The organism is Streptomyces sp. NPDC020422, assembly GCF_044386705.1.
GTDB lineage: Bacteria > Actinomycetota > Actinomycetes > Streptomycetales > Streptomycetaceae > Streptomyces.
In genome coordinates this window covers 184,834-201,750 of record NZ_JBIRVJ010000004.1, presented here as the reverse complement: position 1 = coordinate 201,750, position 16,917 = coordinate 184,834, and the positions used below count along the sequence as shown (strand labels likewise).

At 71.7% G+C, this 16,917-nt stretch carries 15 protein-coding genes; 6 read left to right on the top strand and 9 right to left on the bottom strand.

Features of this window, described 5'->3' with window-relative positions; genetic code table 11:
* Window positions 1-58: 58 nt before the first annotated feature.
* From ACH414_RS11715 to ACH414_RS11705, 3 genes are all read right to left on the bottom strand, one after another.
* Window positions 59-994, bottom strand: a complete 936-nt coding sequence (locus ACH414_RS11715) for a MerR family transcriptional regulator (RefSeq protein ID WP_386563094.1) — start codon at window positions 992-994, stop codon at window positions 59-61.
* 69 nt (window positions 995-1,063) lie between these two features.
* Window positions 1,064-2,839: an SDR family oxidoreductase gene (locus ACH414_RS11710; protein ID WP_398941659.1), complete on the bottom strand. Its 1,776-nt coding sequence runs from the start codon at window positions 2,837-2,839 to the stop codon at window positions 1,064-1,066.
* Entirely contained in the window at window positions 2,839-3,711 is an 873-nt protein-coding gene (locus ACH414_RS11705) for a M24 family metallopeptidase (RefSeq protein WP_386563090.1), read from the bottom strand. Before ACH414_RS11705 ends, ACH414_RS11710 begins: the two co-directional genes overlap by 1 nt.
* Before the next feature lie 240 nt (window positions 3,712-3,951).
* On the opposite strand from ACH414_RS11705, the gene ACH414_RS11700 reads away from it, so the two are divergent.
* The 4 genes from ACH414_RS11700 to ACH414_RS11685 are packed head-to-tail and all read left to right on the top strand — an operon-like array spanning window position 3,952 to window position 7,455.
* A complete protein-coding gene (locus ACH414_RS11700; protein ID WP_382539556.1) occupies window positions 3,952-4,908 on the top strand; it encodes an ABC transporter ATP-binding protein in 957 nt (318 codons plus the stop codon).
* Window positions 4,905-5,810: an ABC transporter permease gene (locus tag ACH414_RS11695; protein WP_382538899.1), complete on the top strand. Its 906-nt coding sequence runs from the start codon at window positions 4,905-4,907 to the stop codon at window positions 5,808-5,810. The genes ACH414_RS11700 and ACH414_RS11695 overlap by 4 nt, the downstream gene beginning before the upstream one ends.
* Window positions 5,807-6,721 (top strand): ABC transporter ATP-binding protein, encoded by a 915-nt coding sequence (locus tag ACH414_RS11690; RefSeq protein WP_382538896.1) that lies wholly within the window; start codon window positions 5,807-5,809, stop codon window positions 6,719-6,721. Before ACH414_RS11695 ends, ACH414_RS11690 begins: the two co-directional genes overlap by 4 nt.
* Before the next feature lie 14 nt (window positions 6,722-6,735).
* Window positions 6,736-7,455, top strand: a complete 720-nt coding sequence (locus ACH414_RS11685) for an ABC transporter permease (RefSeq protein ID WP_382538893.1) — start codon at window positions 6,736-6,738, stop codon at window positions 7,453-7,455.
* A 155-nt stretch (window positions 7,456-7,610) separates the two neighbouring features.
* Here the strand turns inward: ACH414_RS11685 and ACH414_RS11680 are convergent, their stop codons facing one another.
* Both ACH414_RS11680 and ACH414_RS11675 read right to left on the bottom strand, forming a co-directional pair.
* Window positions 7,611-9,044 (bottom strand): MFS transporter, encoded by a 1,434-nt coding sequence (locus tag ACH414_RS11680; RefSeq protein ID WP_382538890.1) that lies wholly within the window; start codon window positions 9,042-9,044, stop codon window positions 7,611-7,613.
* Window positions 9,041-9,721 carry a FadR/GntR family transcriptional regulator gene (locus ACH414_RS11675; protein ID WP_398941656.1) on the bottom strand — a complete coding sequence of 227 codons (681 nt, stop codon included), beginning with the start codon at window positions 9,719-9,721 and terminating at the stop codon, window positions 9,041-9,043. The genes ACH414_RS11680 and ACH414_RS11675 overlap by 4 nt, the downstream gene beginning before the upstream one ends.
* 147 nt (window positions 9,722-9,868) lie before the next feature.
* Between ACH414_RS11675 and lpdA the strand changes: the two genes are divergently transcribed.
* A complete protein-coding gene (lpdA, locus tag ACH414_RS11670; protein WP_382538884.1) occupies window positions 9,869-11,272 on the top strand; it encodes a dihydrolipoyl dehydrogenase in 1,404 nt (467 codons plus the stop codon).
* A 109-nt stretch (window positions 11,273-11,381) separates the two neighbouring features.
* Complete coding sequence (locus ACH414_RS11665) at window positions 11,382-11,996, top strand: rhomboid-like protein (RefSeq protein ID WP_382538881.1); 615 nt, start codon at window positions 11,382-11,384, stop codon at window positions 11,994-11,996.
* A gap of 265 nt (window positions 11,997-12,261) precedes the next feature.
* On the opposite strand, the gene ACH414_RS11660 is transcribed toward ACH414_RS11665, so the two are convergent.
* The 4 genes from ACH414_RS11660 to efeB form a co-directional block, all read right to left on the bottom strand.
* Window positions 12,262-13,068: an HAD family hydrolase gene (locus ACH414_RS11660; RefSeq protein ID WP_382538878.1), complete on the bottom strand. Its 807-nt coding sequence runs from the start codon at window positions 13,066-13,068 to the stop codon at window positions 12,262-12,264.
* Window positions 13,065-14,354, bottom strand: coding sequence for a serine--tRNA ligase (gene serS, locus ACH414_RS11655; protein WP_382538875.1), 1,290 nt, complete (start codon window positions 14,352-14,354; stop codon window positions 13,065-13,067). The genes ACH414_RS11660 and serS overlap by 4 nt, the downstream gene beginning before the upstream one ends.
* A gap of 315 nt (window positions 14,355-14,669) precedes the next feature.
* Window positions 14,670-15,605, bottom strand: coding sequence for a prephenate dehydratase (pheA, locus tag ACH414_RS11650; RefSeq protein ID WP_391769718.1), 936 nt, complete (start codon window positions 15,603-15,605; stop codon window positions 14,670-14,672).
* A 38-nt stretch (window positions 15,606-15,643) separates the two neighbouring features.
* Complete coding sequence (gene efeB / locus ACH414_RS11645; RefSeq protein ID WP_382538869.1) at window positions 15,644-16,915, bottom strand: iron uptake transporter deferrochelatase/peroxidase subunit; 1,272 nt, start codon at window positions 16,913-16,915, stop codon at window positions 15,644-15,646.
* Between the last annotated feature and the right edge of the window lie 2 nt (window positions 16,916-16,917).

Here is a 16,917-nt window from a genome sequence, read left to right as displayed (position 1 = left end):
CAAGCCAATTGACGATCCTGTGGACAACGCCGCTGAGAATCCTGCCTATTTGACCGATTTAGCTGTCTCCTGGGGTATTTGAGGCGAGCGCGTCCAATGCCCTCTTCTGCACCTCTCGTTCGGCTGCGGCGGCGATGAACGCCGAGACGTGCTGCGGCCCAACAAGGCGCTGAACGGCGCGAATCGTCTCGGGCGGAAGAGCCACGGCGCGCGGCTCGTCCCCGCGTGGCAGCGGGGTGTCCGCCGCAAGGTGCTGCTGGAGGTGCCGGGTGGCGAACAGGCGCATGGCGCGCGCCAGTTCGGCGTCCACCGTCTGCTGGGCGAGCGGGCGCAGCCGTCGCACCATGGTCGCCGCCTCGGCCGCGTCCGCGTCCGTCGGCGGTCGCTGCTCCAGATAGCGCGCGAACACGTGCTCGGTCGTGAACTCCAGGAAACGGGAGGCTATGTGCTCGACCTGCCCCCGAAGTTCCCTCAGGTGGCCCGTGATTGCCGCCAGCGGAACGCCCGCCGCAAACAACTCGGCAGCCACCGCGAGCTCTTGGGGGCTGGGGACGAGATACTCCTCGGTCTCACGGCCCGGGATGCGCTCCAGGACGCCGAGCTCGATCGCCTCCCTGACCGCCTCCTCGTCGGGCCGACCGCCGAAGCGCGCGTCGAGCTCGGCCCGGGAGATCCGGTCGGCCTCCTCGTCCGTCCACGGGCCGTCGACCTCCGCGACCAGACCGAGCACCCCGCCCAGACCGCGGCCGGCGTCCCAGGCCTCCAGGAGCTCCTTGATGGAGGCCAGGGTGTAGCCGCGGTCCAGCAGGTCGGCGATCTGCCGCAGCCTGGCCAGATGCGTGTCCCCGTACACGTTCGACCGGCCGCGCCGCTCCGGGCGGGGCAGCAGACCGCGGTCCTGATAGGCGCGGATCGTCCGGACCGTGGCCCCGCTGTGATGGGCCAGATCCTCGATCCGGTACTCCGGATGTGCTGCCTGCTCCGACGAATGCACCGACGAACCCACTCCCACCGACCGCTCCCTTCTGCCCCCGAGGGATGGTACGACCGCCCCGCCCCGCCGCTACGCCGGCGGCTGCCAGCGGGCCAGCGCCCGCAGCGCTCCCGGGGCCAGCCGGGACGCCAGGTGCGCGCCCCGGGCCTCGGGGGTCACCGGGACCACGGCCTGGTTGCGCACCACCGCGCGCAGGATCGCGTCCGCGACCTTCTCCGGCGGATAGTTGCGCAGCCCGTACAGCCGGGAGGCCTTCTTCTGGCGGCGCTTCTCCTCGGCCTCGTCCGTGACGCCGGCGAACCGCGCGGTGGACGTGATGTTGGTGTTGACGATGCCGGGGCAGATCGCCGAGACCCCGATGCCCTGGTCCGCGAGCTCGGCCCGCAGGCACTCGCTCAGCATCAGCACCGCCGCCTTCGACGTGCTGTACGCCGGCAGCGCGCGGGAGGGCTGGAAGGCCGCCGCGGAGGCCGTGTTGACGATGTGGCCGCCCTGGCCGCGCTCGGCCATCTGCGCGCCGAAGACCCGGGAGCCGTGGATGACGCCCCACAGATTGACGTCGAGGACCCGCTTCCACTCCTCGCTCGTCGTCTCGAAGAAGGAGCCGGTGAGACCGATGCCCGCGTTGTTGACCAGCACGTCGACCACGCCGTACTCGCTCGCCACCTTCGCGGCCAGCTTCTCCATCGCCGCCTCGTCGGAGACGTCGGCGGTCTCCCCCCAGGCCGCGGGCGCGCCGATCAGCCGGGCCATCTCGGCCGTACGGGCCGCGCCCTCGGCGTCCCGGTCCACCGCCACGACCCGGGCGCCGGCCTCGGCGAAAGCGAAGGCGGTGGCCCGGCCGATGCCGCTGGCCGCGCCCGTCACCAGGACCAGCTGGCCGCCGAAGCGCTCCGCGTACTCCGGGCGCACCCCGCTCCTGGCCGCCGGTTTCGGCGCGCGGGTCGCCGGGTCCTCGTTGGCCTCGACGAACTCGGTTATCCAGGAGGCCAGTTGGTCGGGGCGGGTGCGCGGGATCCAGTGCTTGGCCGGCAGCGTCCGCCGGGTCAGGTCGGGCACCCAGTGGGCCAGGTCGTCGTAGAGCCGCTCGGAGAGGAAAGCGTCGCCGGTCGGGGTGATCAGCTGCACCGGGGCGTGCGCGTAGGCGTCGGCCCGCGGGCGGGAGAGCCGCGCCCGGACGTTGTCCCGGTAGAGCCAGGCGCCGTGCGCCGCGTCGCTCGGCAGCGAGGGCGTCGGGTAGTCGCCCGCCGGGATCCGCTCCAGCCGCTCCAGGAGGCGCGGCCAGTGCTTGCCGAGCGGCCCGCGCCAGGCGAGCTCGGGGAGCACCGGGGTGTGCAGCATGTACACGTACCAGGACTTGGCGCCCTGGCCGAGGAGCTGGCCGACCCGGCGCGGGGTGGGCCGGGTCATCCGGCTCTTGATCCAGTGCCCGAAGTGGTCGAGGGAAGGGCCGGACATCGAGGTGAAGGAGGCGATCCGGCCCTCGGTGCGCGGCACCGTCGCGAACTCCCAGGACTGCACCGAGCCCCAGTCGTGGCCGACCAGGTGGACCGGGCGGTCCGGGCTGACGGCGTCGGCGACGGCCAGGAAGTCGTCCGTCAGCTTCTCCAGCGTGAAACCGCCGCGCAGCGGGGTCGGCGCCGTCGACCGGCCGTGGCCCCGGACGTCGTACAGCACCACGTGGAAGCGCTCGGCGAGGCGGCCGGCCACCTCGGACCAGACCTCCTTGGAGTCCGGATAGCCGTGGACGAGCAGCACGGTCGGCCGGCCCTCGTCGCCCAGCTCGGCCACGCACAGCTCTATCCCGCCCGTGCGGACCCAGCGCTCGCGCACCCCGTCGGTCATCACGCCGCCACCTCTTCCTCGTTCCAGCGCCGCACGTGCGGCAGGTCGTCGTCCAGCCAGAACGCGCTCTGCTCGGGGTCCCGGGAGTCGGTGACGACCAGGATCTCCTCGAACTTCGCGCCCGTGCCCCGGAATCCGAGGTGCGGCTCGACCGCCCACAGGCCCGGCTTGGGCGGGTGGTCGGAGAACCTGTACGGCGACCAGAGCGGCGACCAGCCGTCCCGGTGGCCGTGCAGGGCGTCGCTCGCCAGGCCCTTGAGCGACTGGGTGCCGAAGCCGAAGAGCGTCGGCGACCAACGGCGCTCCTTCACCCGGTCGATCTTGTGGGCGATCACGCCGAAGGGATAGGCCCGGTGCCGGTTGGCGTACCCCTGGCGGACCATGAGTCGGTCCACGTCCTCGTAGATCTCCCGCAGCGTCCGGCGCTCGCGCACCTCGCGCAGGATCAGCTCGCGGTGCTCCTTCAGATCGGCCAGCAGCTTGTCGTGCAGCGGGTCGAGGCCCAGGCAGCCGGAGTAGCCGATGTCCGCGGTGTAGCCCTTGTAGACGGGCGCCATGTCCAGGATGAACGGCATCCCGGCCTCCAGGCGCCGGTTGGTCGGGAAGAACTGGAGCGGGATCCGGAAGTCGACGAAGGCCGTGCGGTCGCCGAACCAGGCGAACGGGCGGTGGAACCAGTCCCGCACGCCCCGCTCGTACAGCCACTCCCGCTGCATCCGCGCCGCGTCCCGCTCGGTCACGCCCGGCTTGAGCTGCGCCGCGACGGCCTCGGCGCACTCGTACGAGAGGCGCTGGACTTCTCTGAATCCGCGCAGCTCCGCGGTGAGTTCGCGTGTCACCGCCGTGCCCGCTGCCGTGCCTGCTGAGGTCATGCCACCCGCCCGTTCCGTGTGAGCGCCCGGCGACGCTACGCGTACGTAACTTGACATCGATGAATGTGACAATGCCTGGCGGCTGCGTCAAGGGGTCCGGCACAGCCTGTGGAAAACCATGGCCGGAACGACTTTGGTCTCGATTCCCCTACGGGCTTGTACGTCTGGAGTCGGAGACGGATCGAGCCGTTGGGCTGACGCCCGACTGTGGCGCACGCCACTACCGTCGAAGGCGTGACTGTGATCGCGACCGAAAGCCTCAGCAAGCGGTTCCCCCGGGTGACCGCTCTCGACCGGCTCTCCCTGGACATCGGGCCCGGTGTGACCGGACTTGTGGGTGCCAACGGAGCCGGCAAGTCGACCATGATCAAGATCCTTCTTGGTCTGTCCCCGGCCACGGAGGGCCGCGCCGAAGTCCTCGGACTCGACGTCGCGACCTCCGGTGCCGAGATCCGCGAGCGCGTCGGCTACATGCCGGAGCACGACTGCCTGCCGCCGGACGTCTCGGCGACCGAGTTCGTCGTGCACATGGCGCGCATGTCCGGCCTGCCCGCGACCGCCGCCCGCGAGCGGACCGCGGACACCCTGCGCCACGTCGGCCTGTACGAGGAGCGCTACCGCCCCATGGGCGGCTACTCGACCGGCATGAAGCAGCGCGTGAAGCTGGCCCAGGCCCTGGTCCACGACCCGAAGCTGGTCCTCCTCGACGAGCCGACCAACGGCCTCGACCCGGTCGGCCGCGACGACATGCTCGGCCTGATCCGGCGCGTGTGGACCGACTTCGGCATCTCGGTCCTGGTCACCTCGCACCTCCTCGGCGAGCTGGAGCGCACCTGCGACCACGTCGTCGTCATCGACGGCGGGCGCCTGCTCCGCTCCAGCTCCACCAGCGACTTCACCCGCACCACCACGACCCTCGCGGTCGAGGTCACCGACTCCGACGCCCACCCCGACGGCACCGAGGCGCTCCGCGCCGCCCTGACCGCCGCCGGAGCGACCCTGCACAGCGGCGTGGAGGAAGGGCTGCCGGGCGCCGGGCACATCCTGCTCCTGGAGGCCCACGGCGAGGAGACGTACGACCTCGTCCGCGACACCGTCGCCGGTCTCGGTCTCGGCCTCGTGCGCATGGAGCAGCGCCGTCACCACATCGCCGAGGTCTTCAAGCCGCAGCAGCAGGAGGAGGTGCCGACGCGATGAGCTCCCAGACCACCGACAGCTCGGCGAACACCCGCATCCACAACATCGGTTACCGCGGCTACGACGGGCCGCGCCTGGGCCGCCCCGCCGCACGCCGGGCGCTGTTCTCCCAGTCGCTGCGCGGCGCGTACGGACTGGGCCGCAGTGCCAAGTCCAAGGTGCTGCCGATGCTGCTGTTCGCCGTGATGTGCGTGCCCGCGCTGATCATCGTCGCGGTCGCGGTCTTCACCAAGTCCTCGAAGCTGTCGATCGAGTACACGCAGTACGCGATCTTCCTCCAGATGGTGATCGCCATCTTCGTGGCCGCCCAGGCCCCGCAGTCGGTCTCCCGCGACCTCAGGTTCCGCACCGTCCCCCTCTACTTCGCCCGCCCCATCGAGCGCCTGGACTACGTGCTCGCGAAGTACGGGGCGATGGCCTGCGCGATGTTCATCCTCACCGCCTCGCCGCTGCTGATCCTCTTCGTCGGCGCGCTGCTCGCCAAGATGGACTTCGCCGACCAGGCGCAGATGTTCGGCCAGGGGCTCGTCTCCGTGGCGCTGCTCTCGCTGCTGTTCGCCGGCATCGGCCTCGTCATGGCGGCCCTCACCCCGCGCCGCGGTTTCGGCGTCGCCGCCGTCATCGCCACCCTGGTGATCTCCTACGGGGCGGTCTCCACGCTCCAGGGCATCGCCTACGGCACCGACAACGTCGGCGCGGTGAAGTGGATCGGCCTGTTCTCGCCGATCACCCTCATCGGCGGAGTGCAGGACGCCTTCCTCGGCGCGCCCACCGCCGCCCCCGGCGGGGAGGCCGCCGCGCCCGGCACCGCGGCCGGCGTGGTCTATCTGCTGGTCGTCCTCGCGCTCATCGCCGGTTCGTACGGCGTGCTGATGCGCCGCTACCGAAAGGTCGGGCTGTGACCTCGATCCACATCGACCACGCCTCGCGCTGGTTCGGCAACGTCGTGGCCGTCAACGACGTCACCATGACCATCGGCCCCGGGGTCACCGGTCTGCTCGGCCCCAACGGCGCCGGAAAGTCGACCCTCATCAACATGATGGGCGGCTTCCTCGACCCCTCCACCGGCACCGTCACCCTCGACGGGCAGACGATCTGGCGCAACGAGTCGGTCTACCGGCAGATCGGCGTCGTCCCCGAGCGGGAGGCGATGTACGACTTCCTCACCGGCCGCGAGTTCGTCGTCGCCAACGCGGAGTTGCAGGGCCTCGGCGACGAGGAGGCCCGCCGGGCCCTCGCCACCGTCGAGATGGAGTACGCCCAGGACCGCAAGATCTCCACGTACAGCAAGGGCATGCGGCAGCGCGTGAAGATGGCCTCGGCCCTCGTCCACGAGCCGTCCGTGCTGCTGCTCGACGAGCCGTTCAACGGCATGGACCCGCGCCAGCGCATGCAGTTGATGGACCTGCTGCGCCGGATGGGCGCCGAGGGCCGTACGGTCCTGTTCTCCTCGCACATCCTGGAGGAGGTCGAGCAGCTCGCCTCGCACATCGAGGTGATCGTGGCCGGCCGGCACGCGGCCTCCGGCGACTTCCGCCGCATCCGGCGCCTGATGACGGACCGGCCGCACCGCTATCTCGTCCGCTCCAGCGACGACCGGGCCCTGGCGGCGGCGCTGATCGCCGACCCCTCGACGGCCGGCATCGAGGTCGAGCACGGGGCCGAGGGCGGACTGCGCGTCCAGGCCGTGGACTTCGGCCGCTTCACCGAACTGCTGCCCAAGGTGGCCAGGGAGCGGGGCATCCGGCTGCTCACGGTCTCGCCCTCGGACGAGTCCCTCGAATCCGTCTTCTCGTATCTCGTAGCGGCCTGAAAGGAGCCCGACCGATGTACAACCCCACAGTCGCCCGGCTCACCTACCGGGCCCTCCTCGGCCGCCGACGGGCGCTGATCCTGTTCCTGTTGCCCGCCATGCTGATCGTGATCGCCGCCGCGGTCCGCCTGTTCAACGGCGCCGACGACCAGGTCGCGGCCGACGTCCTCGGCGGTTTCGCGCTGGCGACGATGGTGCCGCTGATCGGCGTGATCGCCGGCACCGGCGCCATCGGCCCGGAGATCGACGACGGTTCGATCGTCTATCTGCTGGCCAAGCCGGTGAAGCGGCCGACGATCGTCTTCACCAAGCTGATCGTCGCCGTCGCCGTCACGATGGTCTTCTCGGCCGTGCCGACGCTGATCGCCGGATTCGTCCTCAACGGCAACGGGCAGCAGGTGGCCGTCGCCTACACCGTGGCGGCCCTGGTGGCCTCCATCGCGTACAGCGCGCTGTTCCTGCTGCTCGGGACGGTCAGCCGCCACGCGGTCGTCATCGGCCTGGTCTACGCCCTGGTCTGGGAGGCGCTGTTCGGCTCCCTCATCGAGGGCGCCCGCACCCTCAGCGTCCAGCAGTGGGCCCTCGCACTCGCCGAGAAGGTCACCGGCGAGGGCCTGATCAGCTCCGACGTGGCGCTGCCGACGGCGGTGGTGCTGCTGGTCGCCGTGACGGTCGGAGCGACCTGGTACGCCGGCCGGAAGCTGCGCGGCATGACCCTGGCGGGCGAGGAGTAGGAGCCGTGCGGGCCCGGGCCGGCACACGTCCCCGGGCCGGCACGCGTCCCCGGAACCGTACGCGTCCCCGGAACGTACGCGTCCCCGGAACCGCACGCGTCCCCGGAACCGTACGCGTCCCCGGAACCGTACGCGTCCCCGGAACGCACGCGTCCTCAGACCGTGCGGTTCCGGGCCGCCAGCAGGCCCACCGCGAGCGCCGTCGCGCAGACGCCGAGCACGGCCACGATCGGCACCGTCCAGGAGCCGGTCGCCTGGTGCAGGGCGCCCGCGGCCAGCGGACCGGCCGCGGCCATCAGATAGCCGACGGTCTGCGCCATGCCGGACAGCCGGGCCGCCGTCACCGCGTCGCCCGAGCGCAGCACGATCAGGGTCAGCGCCAGACCCACCGCGCCGCCCTGGCCCACGCCCAGGACCGCCGACCACAGCCAGGCGCCCTCCACGGGGGCGAGCATCAGCCCGGCGTAGCCGGCCGCGACCAGCGTCGTCACCAGGGCGACCAGCGGCCGCTGGCTGCGCATCCGGCCGGCGAGCAGCGGCACGGCGAAGGCGCCGGCGACCTGGATCAGGTTGTTGAAGGCGAAGACGACGCCGGCCGTGGAGCGGCTCATCCCGTGGTCGGTGAAGATCGTCGGCATCCAGGCGATCAGGACGTACGACCACAGCGACTGCAGCCCCATGAACAGGGTCACCTGCCAGGCCAGCGCCGAGCGCCACACGGACCGGGCGGGAGCGGCGCCGGGGGCCGCGGCCCGCACCTCGTGCCCGGTGCGGCCCCGCGCGATCAGCACCTGCGGCAGCCAGGCCAGCGCCGCCACCGCGGCGAGCAGCGACCAGAAGCCGAGCGAGGCCTGCCAGCCGCCGAGCGCCCGCTCCAGCGGCACGGAGGAGGCCGCGACGACGGTGGCGCCCGCGATCATCGCGCCCGTGTAGACGGAGGTCATCGAGGCGGCCCGGTCCGGGAAGTCCCGCTTGATCAGGCCGGGCATCAGGACGTTCAGCAGGGCGATGGCGGTGCCGACCAGGACGCCCCCGCAGTACAGCGCGGTCGCCGACGGCAGCACCCGCACCAGGATCCCGCCGCCGAGCAGCAGCAGGGCCGCGAACAGCACCCGCTCCGCGCCGAAGCGCCGGCCGAGCCAGGGCGCCACGAGAGCGCCGAGGCCCAGGAAGAGCACCGGCACCGAGGTCACGAGCGACGAGGCCGCCGACGACAGGCCGTACGCCTCGGATATCTCGCTCACCAGCGGCGAGACGCTCGCCAGCGCGGCCCGCATGTTCAGCGAGGCCAGCACGATTCCGACGAGGAGCAGCGCCGGGTGGGCGAGCAGCGCCCGCCGGGCCGCCCTCCCCGCGGCGGAGACCCGGACATCGGCCTCCGCGTCGACGAGCACGGGCGCCGTGGAGGTCGCCCGGGGGGTCGCGGAGGTCGCGCCGTGCGCTGTGGAGGTCGCCCGGGGGGTCATGGAGGTCGCGCCGTGCGCTGTGGAGGTCGCCCGGGGGGTCGCGGAGGTCGCGCCGGGCTCCGTGGAGGTCGTGCCGGGGGTCACGGGGGTCGTGCCGGGGGTCAGGGAGGTCTCGCTCGTCACCGGGACTCCTCCGTCAGCGCCGTGACCGCTTCCATCGGCACCCGCAGCAGCTCGCGTGCCTGCGCCTCGGCCGCCTCCGGGTCCGCCGCCTCGATCGCGGCGACCAGGGCCTCGTGCGCGTCGATGTCGACGGGCGGCATCGCGCGGTCGCCCAGGGCATCCACCAGGGACTCGTGCACCTGCGTGGAGAAGAAGCGGTAGACCTCGCGGAAGGCCTCGTTGTGGGTGGCCTCGACGACCGCCCGGTGGAAGGCCACGTCCGCGTCGGCGTCCCGGTCGCCCTGCTCGCGCAGGGTGGTCAGGGCCGCTCGCAGCCGCAGCAGGTCGTGGGTGTCCCGGCGGGCCGCGGCGAGGCGCGCCGCCTCGGTCTCCAGGGCGACGCGCAGCTCCAGGACGTCCCGTGCGCCGGCGTGGCGCACCCCGCGCAGGACGGCGGCCGGGTCGGCGGTGGACCGGACGAAGGTGCCGTTGCCCTGCCGGGACTCCAGGAGCCCCGCGTGGACCAGGACGCGGACGGCCTCGCGGACGGTGTTGCGCCCCACGCCGAGCTGCTCGGCGAGCTCGTGCTCGGTCGGGATGCGGTCGCCGACGGCCCACTCGCCCTCGGCGAGCTGCGCCCGCAGCTGCTCCACCGCGGAGTCCACCAGCGAGATCCGTCCCGCCGCCTTCAGCGCCATCACCGCTCCTTGATTCGCCCGGTTGCCCAGTCATCCTACAACTGGAGTTCCCGCTGCTCCGGCCGGCCCGGAGCGGCGGGACTACTGTGGGCTCGTACGTGGACTCGTACGTGGACCGAACACCCTCACCACCCTCGGGAGTCAGTCATGTCAGACCGCTTCGACGTCGTCGTACTCGGAGCTGGCCCCGGCGGCTACGTCGCCGCCATCCGCGCCGCCCAGCTGGGCAAGCGGGTCGCGGTCGTCGAGGAGAAGTACTGGGGCGGTGTCTGCCTGAACGTCGGCTGCATCCCCACCAAGGCGCTGCTGCGCAACGCCGAGCTCGCCCACATCTTCAACCACGAGGCCAAGACCTTCGGCATCAAGGTCGACGGCACCGTCTCCTTCGACTACGGCGAGGCGTTCCGCCGCAGCCGCTCGGTCGCGGACGGCCGCGTCAAGGGCGTCCACTTCCTGATGAAGAAGAACGGCATCACCGAGTTCAACGGCCGCGGCACCTTCGTGGACGCGAACACCCTCCAGGTGGCCAAGTCCGACGGCACGTCGGAGACGATCACCTTCGACAACTGCATCATCGCCACCGGCGCCAGCCCGCGGCTGCTCCCGGGCACCTCGCTCAGCGACCGGGTGGTCTCGTACGAGCAGCAGATCCTCGCCGAGGACGCCCCGAAGTCGATCGTCATCGCCGGCGCGGGCGCGATCGGCATCGAGTTCGCGTACGTGCTGAACAACTACGGCACCAAGGTCACGATCGTCGAGTTCCTCGACCGCGTCGCCCCGCTGGAGGACGAGGAGGTCTCCAAGGAGCTCGCGAAGCAGTACCGCAAGCTCGGCATCGACGTCCTGACCTCCACCCGTGTCGAGGCCATCGACGAGTCGGGCCCCCAGGTCCGCGTCACCGTCACCGGCAAGGACGGCGTCCAGAAGGTGCTGGAGGCCGACAAGGTCCTGCAGGCCATCGGCTTCGCCCCGAACGTCTCCGGCTACGGCCTGGAGAACACCGGTGTCGCCCTGACCGAGCGCGGCGCGATCGACGTCGACGGTCGCTGCCGCACCTCCGTGCCGCACATCTACGCCATCGGCGACGTGACCGCGAAGCTCATGCTCGCGCACACCGCCGAGGCCATGGGCGTCATCGCGGCCGAGACCATCGGGGACGCCGAGACGATGGAGCTCGACTACCCGATGATCCCGCGCGCCACCTACTGCCAGCCGCAGATCGCCAGCTTCGGCTGGACCGAGGCGCAGGCCCGCGAGAAGGGCTACGACGTCAAGGTCGCCAAGTTCCCCTTCGTGGCCAACGGCAAGGCCCACGGCCTCGGCGACGCCACCGGCTTCGTCAAGATCGTCGCCGACGCGAAGTACGGCGAGATCATCGGCGCCCACCTCATCGGCCCCGACGTCACCGAGCTGCTGCCCGAGCTCACCCTGGCGCAGCAGTGGGACCTCACCGTCCACGAGGTCGCCCGCAACGTCCACGCGCACCCGACGCTGGGCGAGGCCGTCAAGGAAGCCATCCACGGCATCGCCGGACACATGATCAATTTCTGAGGTTCCTCACGGGTGTCACCCGGCTTCGGGTGATAGGCACGCATATGTGCCACGCGAAACCTCTTCCCATGCGCCGGGTGGCGAGCCGTCCCGACCGATCAGGTCGTGGGTGCGTTCGTCACCCGGTACGCATGTCTGGCTGGCCGTCATCGCGGTCACCAGCCTGTTCATCGCGCTCTCCCCGGACGGCCTGGAGCGCTATCTGCTGCACCGCAACAGCAGCAATCTCTACGAGCTCTCCCGCCACCCCATGGAGGCGCTGCTGGGCAGCGCGTTCTGGATCGAGAACCCGGCGAGCCTGCTGCTCTACGCGGTCCTCTTCGAGGTCTTCCACGCCCCGGTCGAGCGCTGGCTGGGCACGGCGAAGTGGCTGGTCGTGGTGGCGACCGCGCACATCGCGGCGACCCTCATCAGCCAGAAGGTGGTCCTGGAGGCGATCCAGGACCACGACGTGCCGCGCAGCATGGCGCACGTCGTCGACATCGGGGTGAGCTACGGCCTCGCCGCCTCGGTCGGCATCCTGACCTACCGGCTGCCCGGGCCCTGGCGCTGGTTCTATCTCGCGGGCGCGGTCGCCTTCTTCGCCGTACCGCTGGTCAGCAACCACACGTACACCGACCTCGGGCACGCGATCTCTCTGGTCATCGGGCTCGCCTTCTGGCCGCTGACCCGGCACACACCGGATAAACCGGTGGTCCGCGCGGGGAGCACCGACGCACACTAGGGGTACGGAAACGGGGCGGCCGCTTCGAGCGCGCGGGGGCGAACCGCGCGGGCCGCCCCGCTTCTCACGCCGCGCCGGCACCGAGCTGCCGGGACCGGACCGAGCTGCCGGGACCGGACCGAGCTGCCGGGACCGGACCGAGCTGCCGGGGCCGGACCGGGCTGCCGGGGGCCGGACCGGGATGCCTCGGCCGACGGAGGTGCCCCGGTGGACGGAGGCGCCCCGGCCGACGGAGGCGCCTCGTGGGACAGAGCCGCCTCGTCCGCTACGCGCCGAGCAGGCGCTCCAGGACGAGCGCGATGCCGTCCTCCTCGTTGGAGGCGGTCACCTCGTCGGCCACCGCCCGCAGCTGCTCGTGGGCGTTGCCCATCGCCACGCCGTGCGCTGCCCAGCCGAACATCGGGATGTCGTTGGGCATGTCGCCGAAGGCGATCGTCTCCGCGGCCTTCACGCCGAGCCGGCGCGCGGCGAGCGAGAGGCCGGTCGCCTTGCTGAGGCCGAGCGGGAGGACCTCCACGATCCCGGGGCCGGCCATCACCACGTCCACCAGACCGCCGACCGTCTCGCGCGCGAGACGGGTCAGCTCGTCGTCGCCGAGCGTCGGGTGCTGGAGGTAGAGCTTGGTCAGCGGGGCCGCCCAGATCTCGGCCGGGTCCTCGTACGGCACATAGGGCAGCGGACCCTCCTGGACCCGGTAACCGGGGCCGATCAGGACGTCGCCCTCCAGGCCGTCGCGGCTCGCGGCGAGGGCCAGCGGGCCCACCTCGGCCTCGATCTTCGACAGGGCGAGCCCGGCGAGCTGCCGGTCCAGGGTCAGCGAGGTCAGCAGCCGGTGCTCACCGGCGTGGTAGACCTGCGCGCCCTGGCCGCACACCGCGATGCCCTCGTAGCCGAGGTCGTCGAGGATGTGCCGGGTCCAGGGCACCGCCCGGCCGGTGACGACGATGTGCGCGGCGCCCGCCTCCGTGGCGGCGGCGAGCGCGTCGCGCGTACGGTCCGAGACGGTCTCGTCGGCCCGCAGCAGCGTGCCGTCGAGGTCCGTCGCGACCAGGCGGTACGGGAAGGTGCTCACTTGGAGATCGGCTCCAGGACCTCACGGCCGCCGAGGTAGGGGCGCAGCACCTCGGGCACGCGCACCGAGCCGTCCGCCAGCTGGTGGTTCTCCAGGATCGCCACGATGGTGCGCGGTACGGCGCACAGCGTGCCGTTCAGGGTGGCCAGCGGCTGCACCGTCTTCTTGCCGCCCTGCTCCTCGCGCATGCGGACGGACAGGCGGCGGGCCTGGAAGCCGTCGCAGTTGGAGGCGGAGGTCAGCTCGCGGTACTTGCCCTGGGTCGGGATCCAGGCCTCGCAGTCGAACTTGCGGGAGGCGGAGGCGCCCAGGTCGCCGGTGGCGACGTCGATCACCTGGAACGGCAGCTCCAGGGAGGTCAGCCACTGCTTCTCCCAGTCGAGGAGCCGCTTGTGCTCGGCCTCGGCGTCCTCCGGCGCGACGTACGAGAACATCTCGACCTTGTCGAACTGGTGGACGCGGAAGATGCCGCGGGTGTCCTTGCCGTACGTGCCGGCCTCGCGGCGGAAGCACGGCGAGAAGCCGGCGTAGCGCAGCGGCAGCTTGTCGGCGTCGATGATCTCGTCCATGTGGTACGCGGCGAGCGGGACCTCGGAGGTGCCGACCAGGTAGTAGTCGTCCTTCTCCAGGTGGTACACGTTCTCCGCGGCCTGGCCGAGGAAGCCGGTGCCCTCCATGGCGCGCGGGCGGACCAGCGCGGGGGTGAGCATCGGGATGAAGCCGGCCTCGGTGGCCTGCGCGATCGCCGCGTTGACCAGGGCGAGCTCCAGGAGCGCGCCCACGCCGGTGAGGTAGTAGAAGCGCGAGCCGGAGACCTTGGCGCCGCGCTCGACGTCGATGGCGCCCAGCGCCTCGCCGAGCTCCAGGTGGTCCTTGGGCTCGAAGCCCTCGGCCGCGAAGTCGCGGATGGTGCCGTGCGTCTCGAGGACGACGAAGTCCTCCTCGCCGCCCACGGGGACGTCCGGGTGGACGATGTTGCCGAGCTGGAGGAGGAGCGCGCGGGCCGTCTCGTCGGCCTCGTTCTGCTCGGCCTCGGCGGCCTTGACGTCGGTCTTGAGCTGCTCGGCCTTCTGCAGGAGCGCGGCGCGCTCCTCGGGGGAGGCCTTGGGGATCAGCTTGCCGAGCGACTTCTGCTCGGAACGGAGCTCGTCGAAGCGGACGCCGGACGACCTGCGCCGCTCATCGGCGGAGAGCAGGGCGTCGACGAGGGCGACGTCCTCTCCACGGGCGCGCTGGGAGGCGCGAACACGGTCGGGGTCCTCACGGAGCAGGCGAAGGTCAATCACCCCACCAGGCTACCGGTGCGGCACACAGGCCCCTACCCGATATAGGTTTGCGTGTCGCTTTGCCCGAATTGCTTGGCTTTCCGGCAATTTCCATATTCCGGACTCCACAGGGTTATCCACAGGGTGTGCGAAAGATCTGTGGATGGCAGCCGCCGTCGATCTTTCCCCGCTTTTCCCCACCCTTTCGAGTGGGAATTGTTCTCCTGACGAGTGGGGTCCCGGAGCAGGGGTGACGACGATTTGTCGACCTGGGAGGCGGCCGGTCGCCGTGCTTGTCGACTTGTCCCCAGGTAGAGAAGCGAGCCTGTGGATAACTCAGGCCCGGCCGTCCTGGGCCCGCGCCAGCCAGTCGGAGGCGTCCGTGAACTCCGCGTCCGAGGTCCCGCGGCGCAGCGGCAGCACGTCCTCGACCGCCACCCCCGCCCGCGGATACGAGCCGAGGAAACGCACCTTCGGGCAGATCCGCTTCAGCCCCATCAGCGCCTCGCCGACCCGGCGGTCGGAGATATGGCCCTCGGCGTCCACGGCGAAGCAGTAGTTGCCGATCCCGGCGCCCGTGGGGCGGGACTGGATCAACATCAGATTGACCCCGCGCACGGCGAATTCCTGGAGGAGTTCGAGGAGCGCACCCGGGTGGTCGTCGCCCAGCCACAGCACGACCGAGGTCTTGTCCGCACCCGTCGGCGCCGCCGGCCGGGCCGGCCGGCCCACCAGCACGAAGCGCGTCTCCGCGTTCTCCGCGTCGTGGATCTCGGTGACCAGGGCCTCGAGGCCGTAGGTCGCCGCCGCGAACTCACCCGCGAAGGCCGCGTCGAAGCGCCCCTCCTGGACCAGGCGCGCCCCGTCCGCGTTGGACGCCGCCGACTCCCACACCGCCTCCGGCAGATGGGCCCGCAGCCAGTTGCGCACCTGCGGCTGGGCCACCGGGTGGCCCGTGACGGTCTTGATCTCCGACAGCTTCGTCCCGGGCCGCACGAGCAGCGCGAAGGCGATCGGGAGGAGCACCTCGCGGTAGATCATCAGCGGCTCGCCCGAGGCCAGCTCGTCCAGGGTCGCGGTCACCCCGCCCTCGACCGAGTTCTCGATCGGCACCAGCGCGGCGGCGGCCTCCCCGTTCCGTACGGCGTCCAGTGCCGCCGGGACCGAGACCATCGGGACCAGCTCCCGCGTCGCTGCCTCGGGCAGCGTACGCAGCGCGGCCTCCGTGAAGGTGCCTTCGGGACCGAGATACGTATACCGGGTGGCTGACATACGGTCACCCTAATGGCAGCGGGTCCCCCGCGACGTGCCTACGCCTCCAGGAGCCGCTGGCCCACGTACTCGCCCTCCGCCGCCCCGCCCGGCACCGCGAACAGGCCGCTGGACTCGTGCCGGATGAAGGTGGACAGGGCGTCGCCCCGGTCGAGCTTGCGCTGCACCGGCACGAAACCGCGCAGCGGATCGGCCTGCCAGCAGACGAAGAGCAGACCGGCGTCCGGGGTCCCGTCGCTCCCGATCCCGTCGTGGAAGGAGAAGGGGCGGCGCAGCATCGCCGCCCCGCCGTTCTGTTCGGGGGCGGAGATCCGGGCATGGGCGTTGTCCGGGATGACGGTCCTGCCGTCCGGGCCGATCTTGTCCAGATCCAGCGGGGTGGTCTCGGTCCCGCCCGACAGCGGCGCGCCGTCCGCCTTCCGCCGGCCGATCACCTTCTCCTGCTTGTCCAGGGAGAGCTTCTCCCAGTCGTCGAGGAGCATCCGGATCCGCCGGACGACCGCGTACGAGCCGCCGGCCATCCACTCCTGGGTGCCCGCCGTGCCCCGGGCGGCCTCCGGGACGAAGATCCGCCGGTCGAAGTCGGCGTCCGTCGGCTTCGGGTTGTTCGTGCCGTCGACCTGCCCCATCAGATTGCGGGCGGTCATCGGCCGGGCCGTGGCGCCGGCCGAGCGGTTGAAGCCGTTCATCTGCCAGCGCACCCGCGCCGTGCCGTCCGCGTCCTTCTGGACCGCGCGCAGCGCGTGGAAGGCGACGAGCGCGTCGTCCGCGCCGATCTGCACCCACAGGTCGCCCTCGGAACGCTTCGGGTCGAGCGCGTCGGAGGAGAAGGCGGGCAGCGGGTCCAGCTGCTGCGGACGGCGCGCGGTGAGCCCGGTGCGGTCGAAGAAGGTGCGGCCGAAGCCGAAGGTCAGGGTCAGCGAGGACGGCCCGGCGTCGAGCGCGATCCCGGTGTCCGCGGTCGAGGGCCGGCCCGCCATCAGCGCCTTCGCCGTGGCCGACCAGCGGCGTAGCAGCGCCGCGGCCTCCTTCCGGCCCGCGCCCGGGATGAGGTCGAAGGCGACCAGATGCCCGCGGGCCTGAAGCGGAGTGGTGATCCCCGCTTGGTGTTTCCCGTGAAACATCACCTCGGTCGCGCCCACCGAGGCCAGCGCGGCGGAGCCGGCCGCGCCGGAGTCCTCCCCGGCCGACGCGACCCCCACGCCGCCGGCCGCGCCGATCACCAGACCGGCCGCGCCCGCGGCGCCGACGGTGCCGAGCAGCCGCCGTCGGGAGATGTCGAGGTTGTCGTTGCTCACGGGGTCGTTCACGG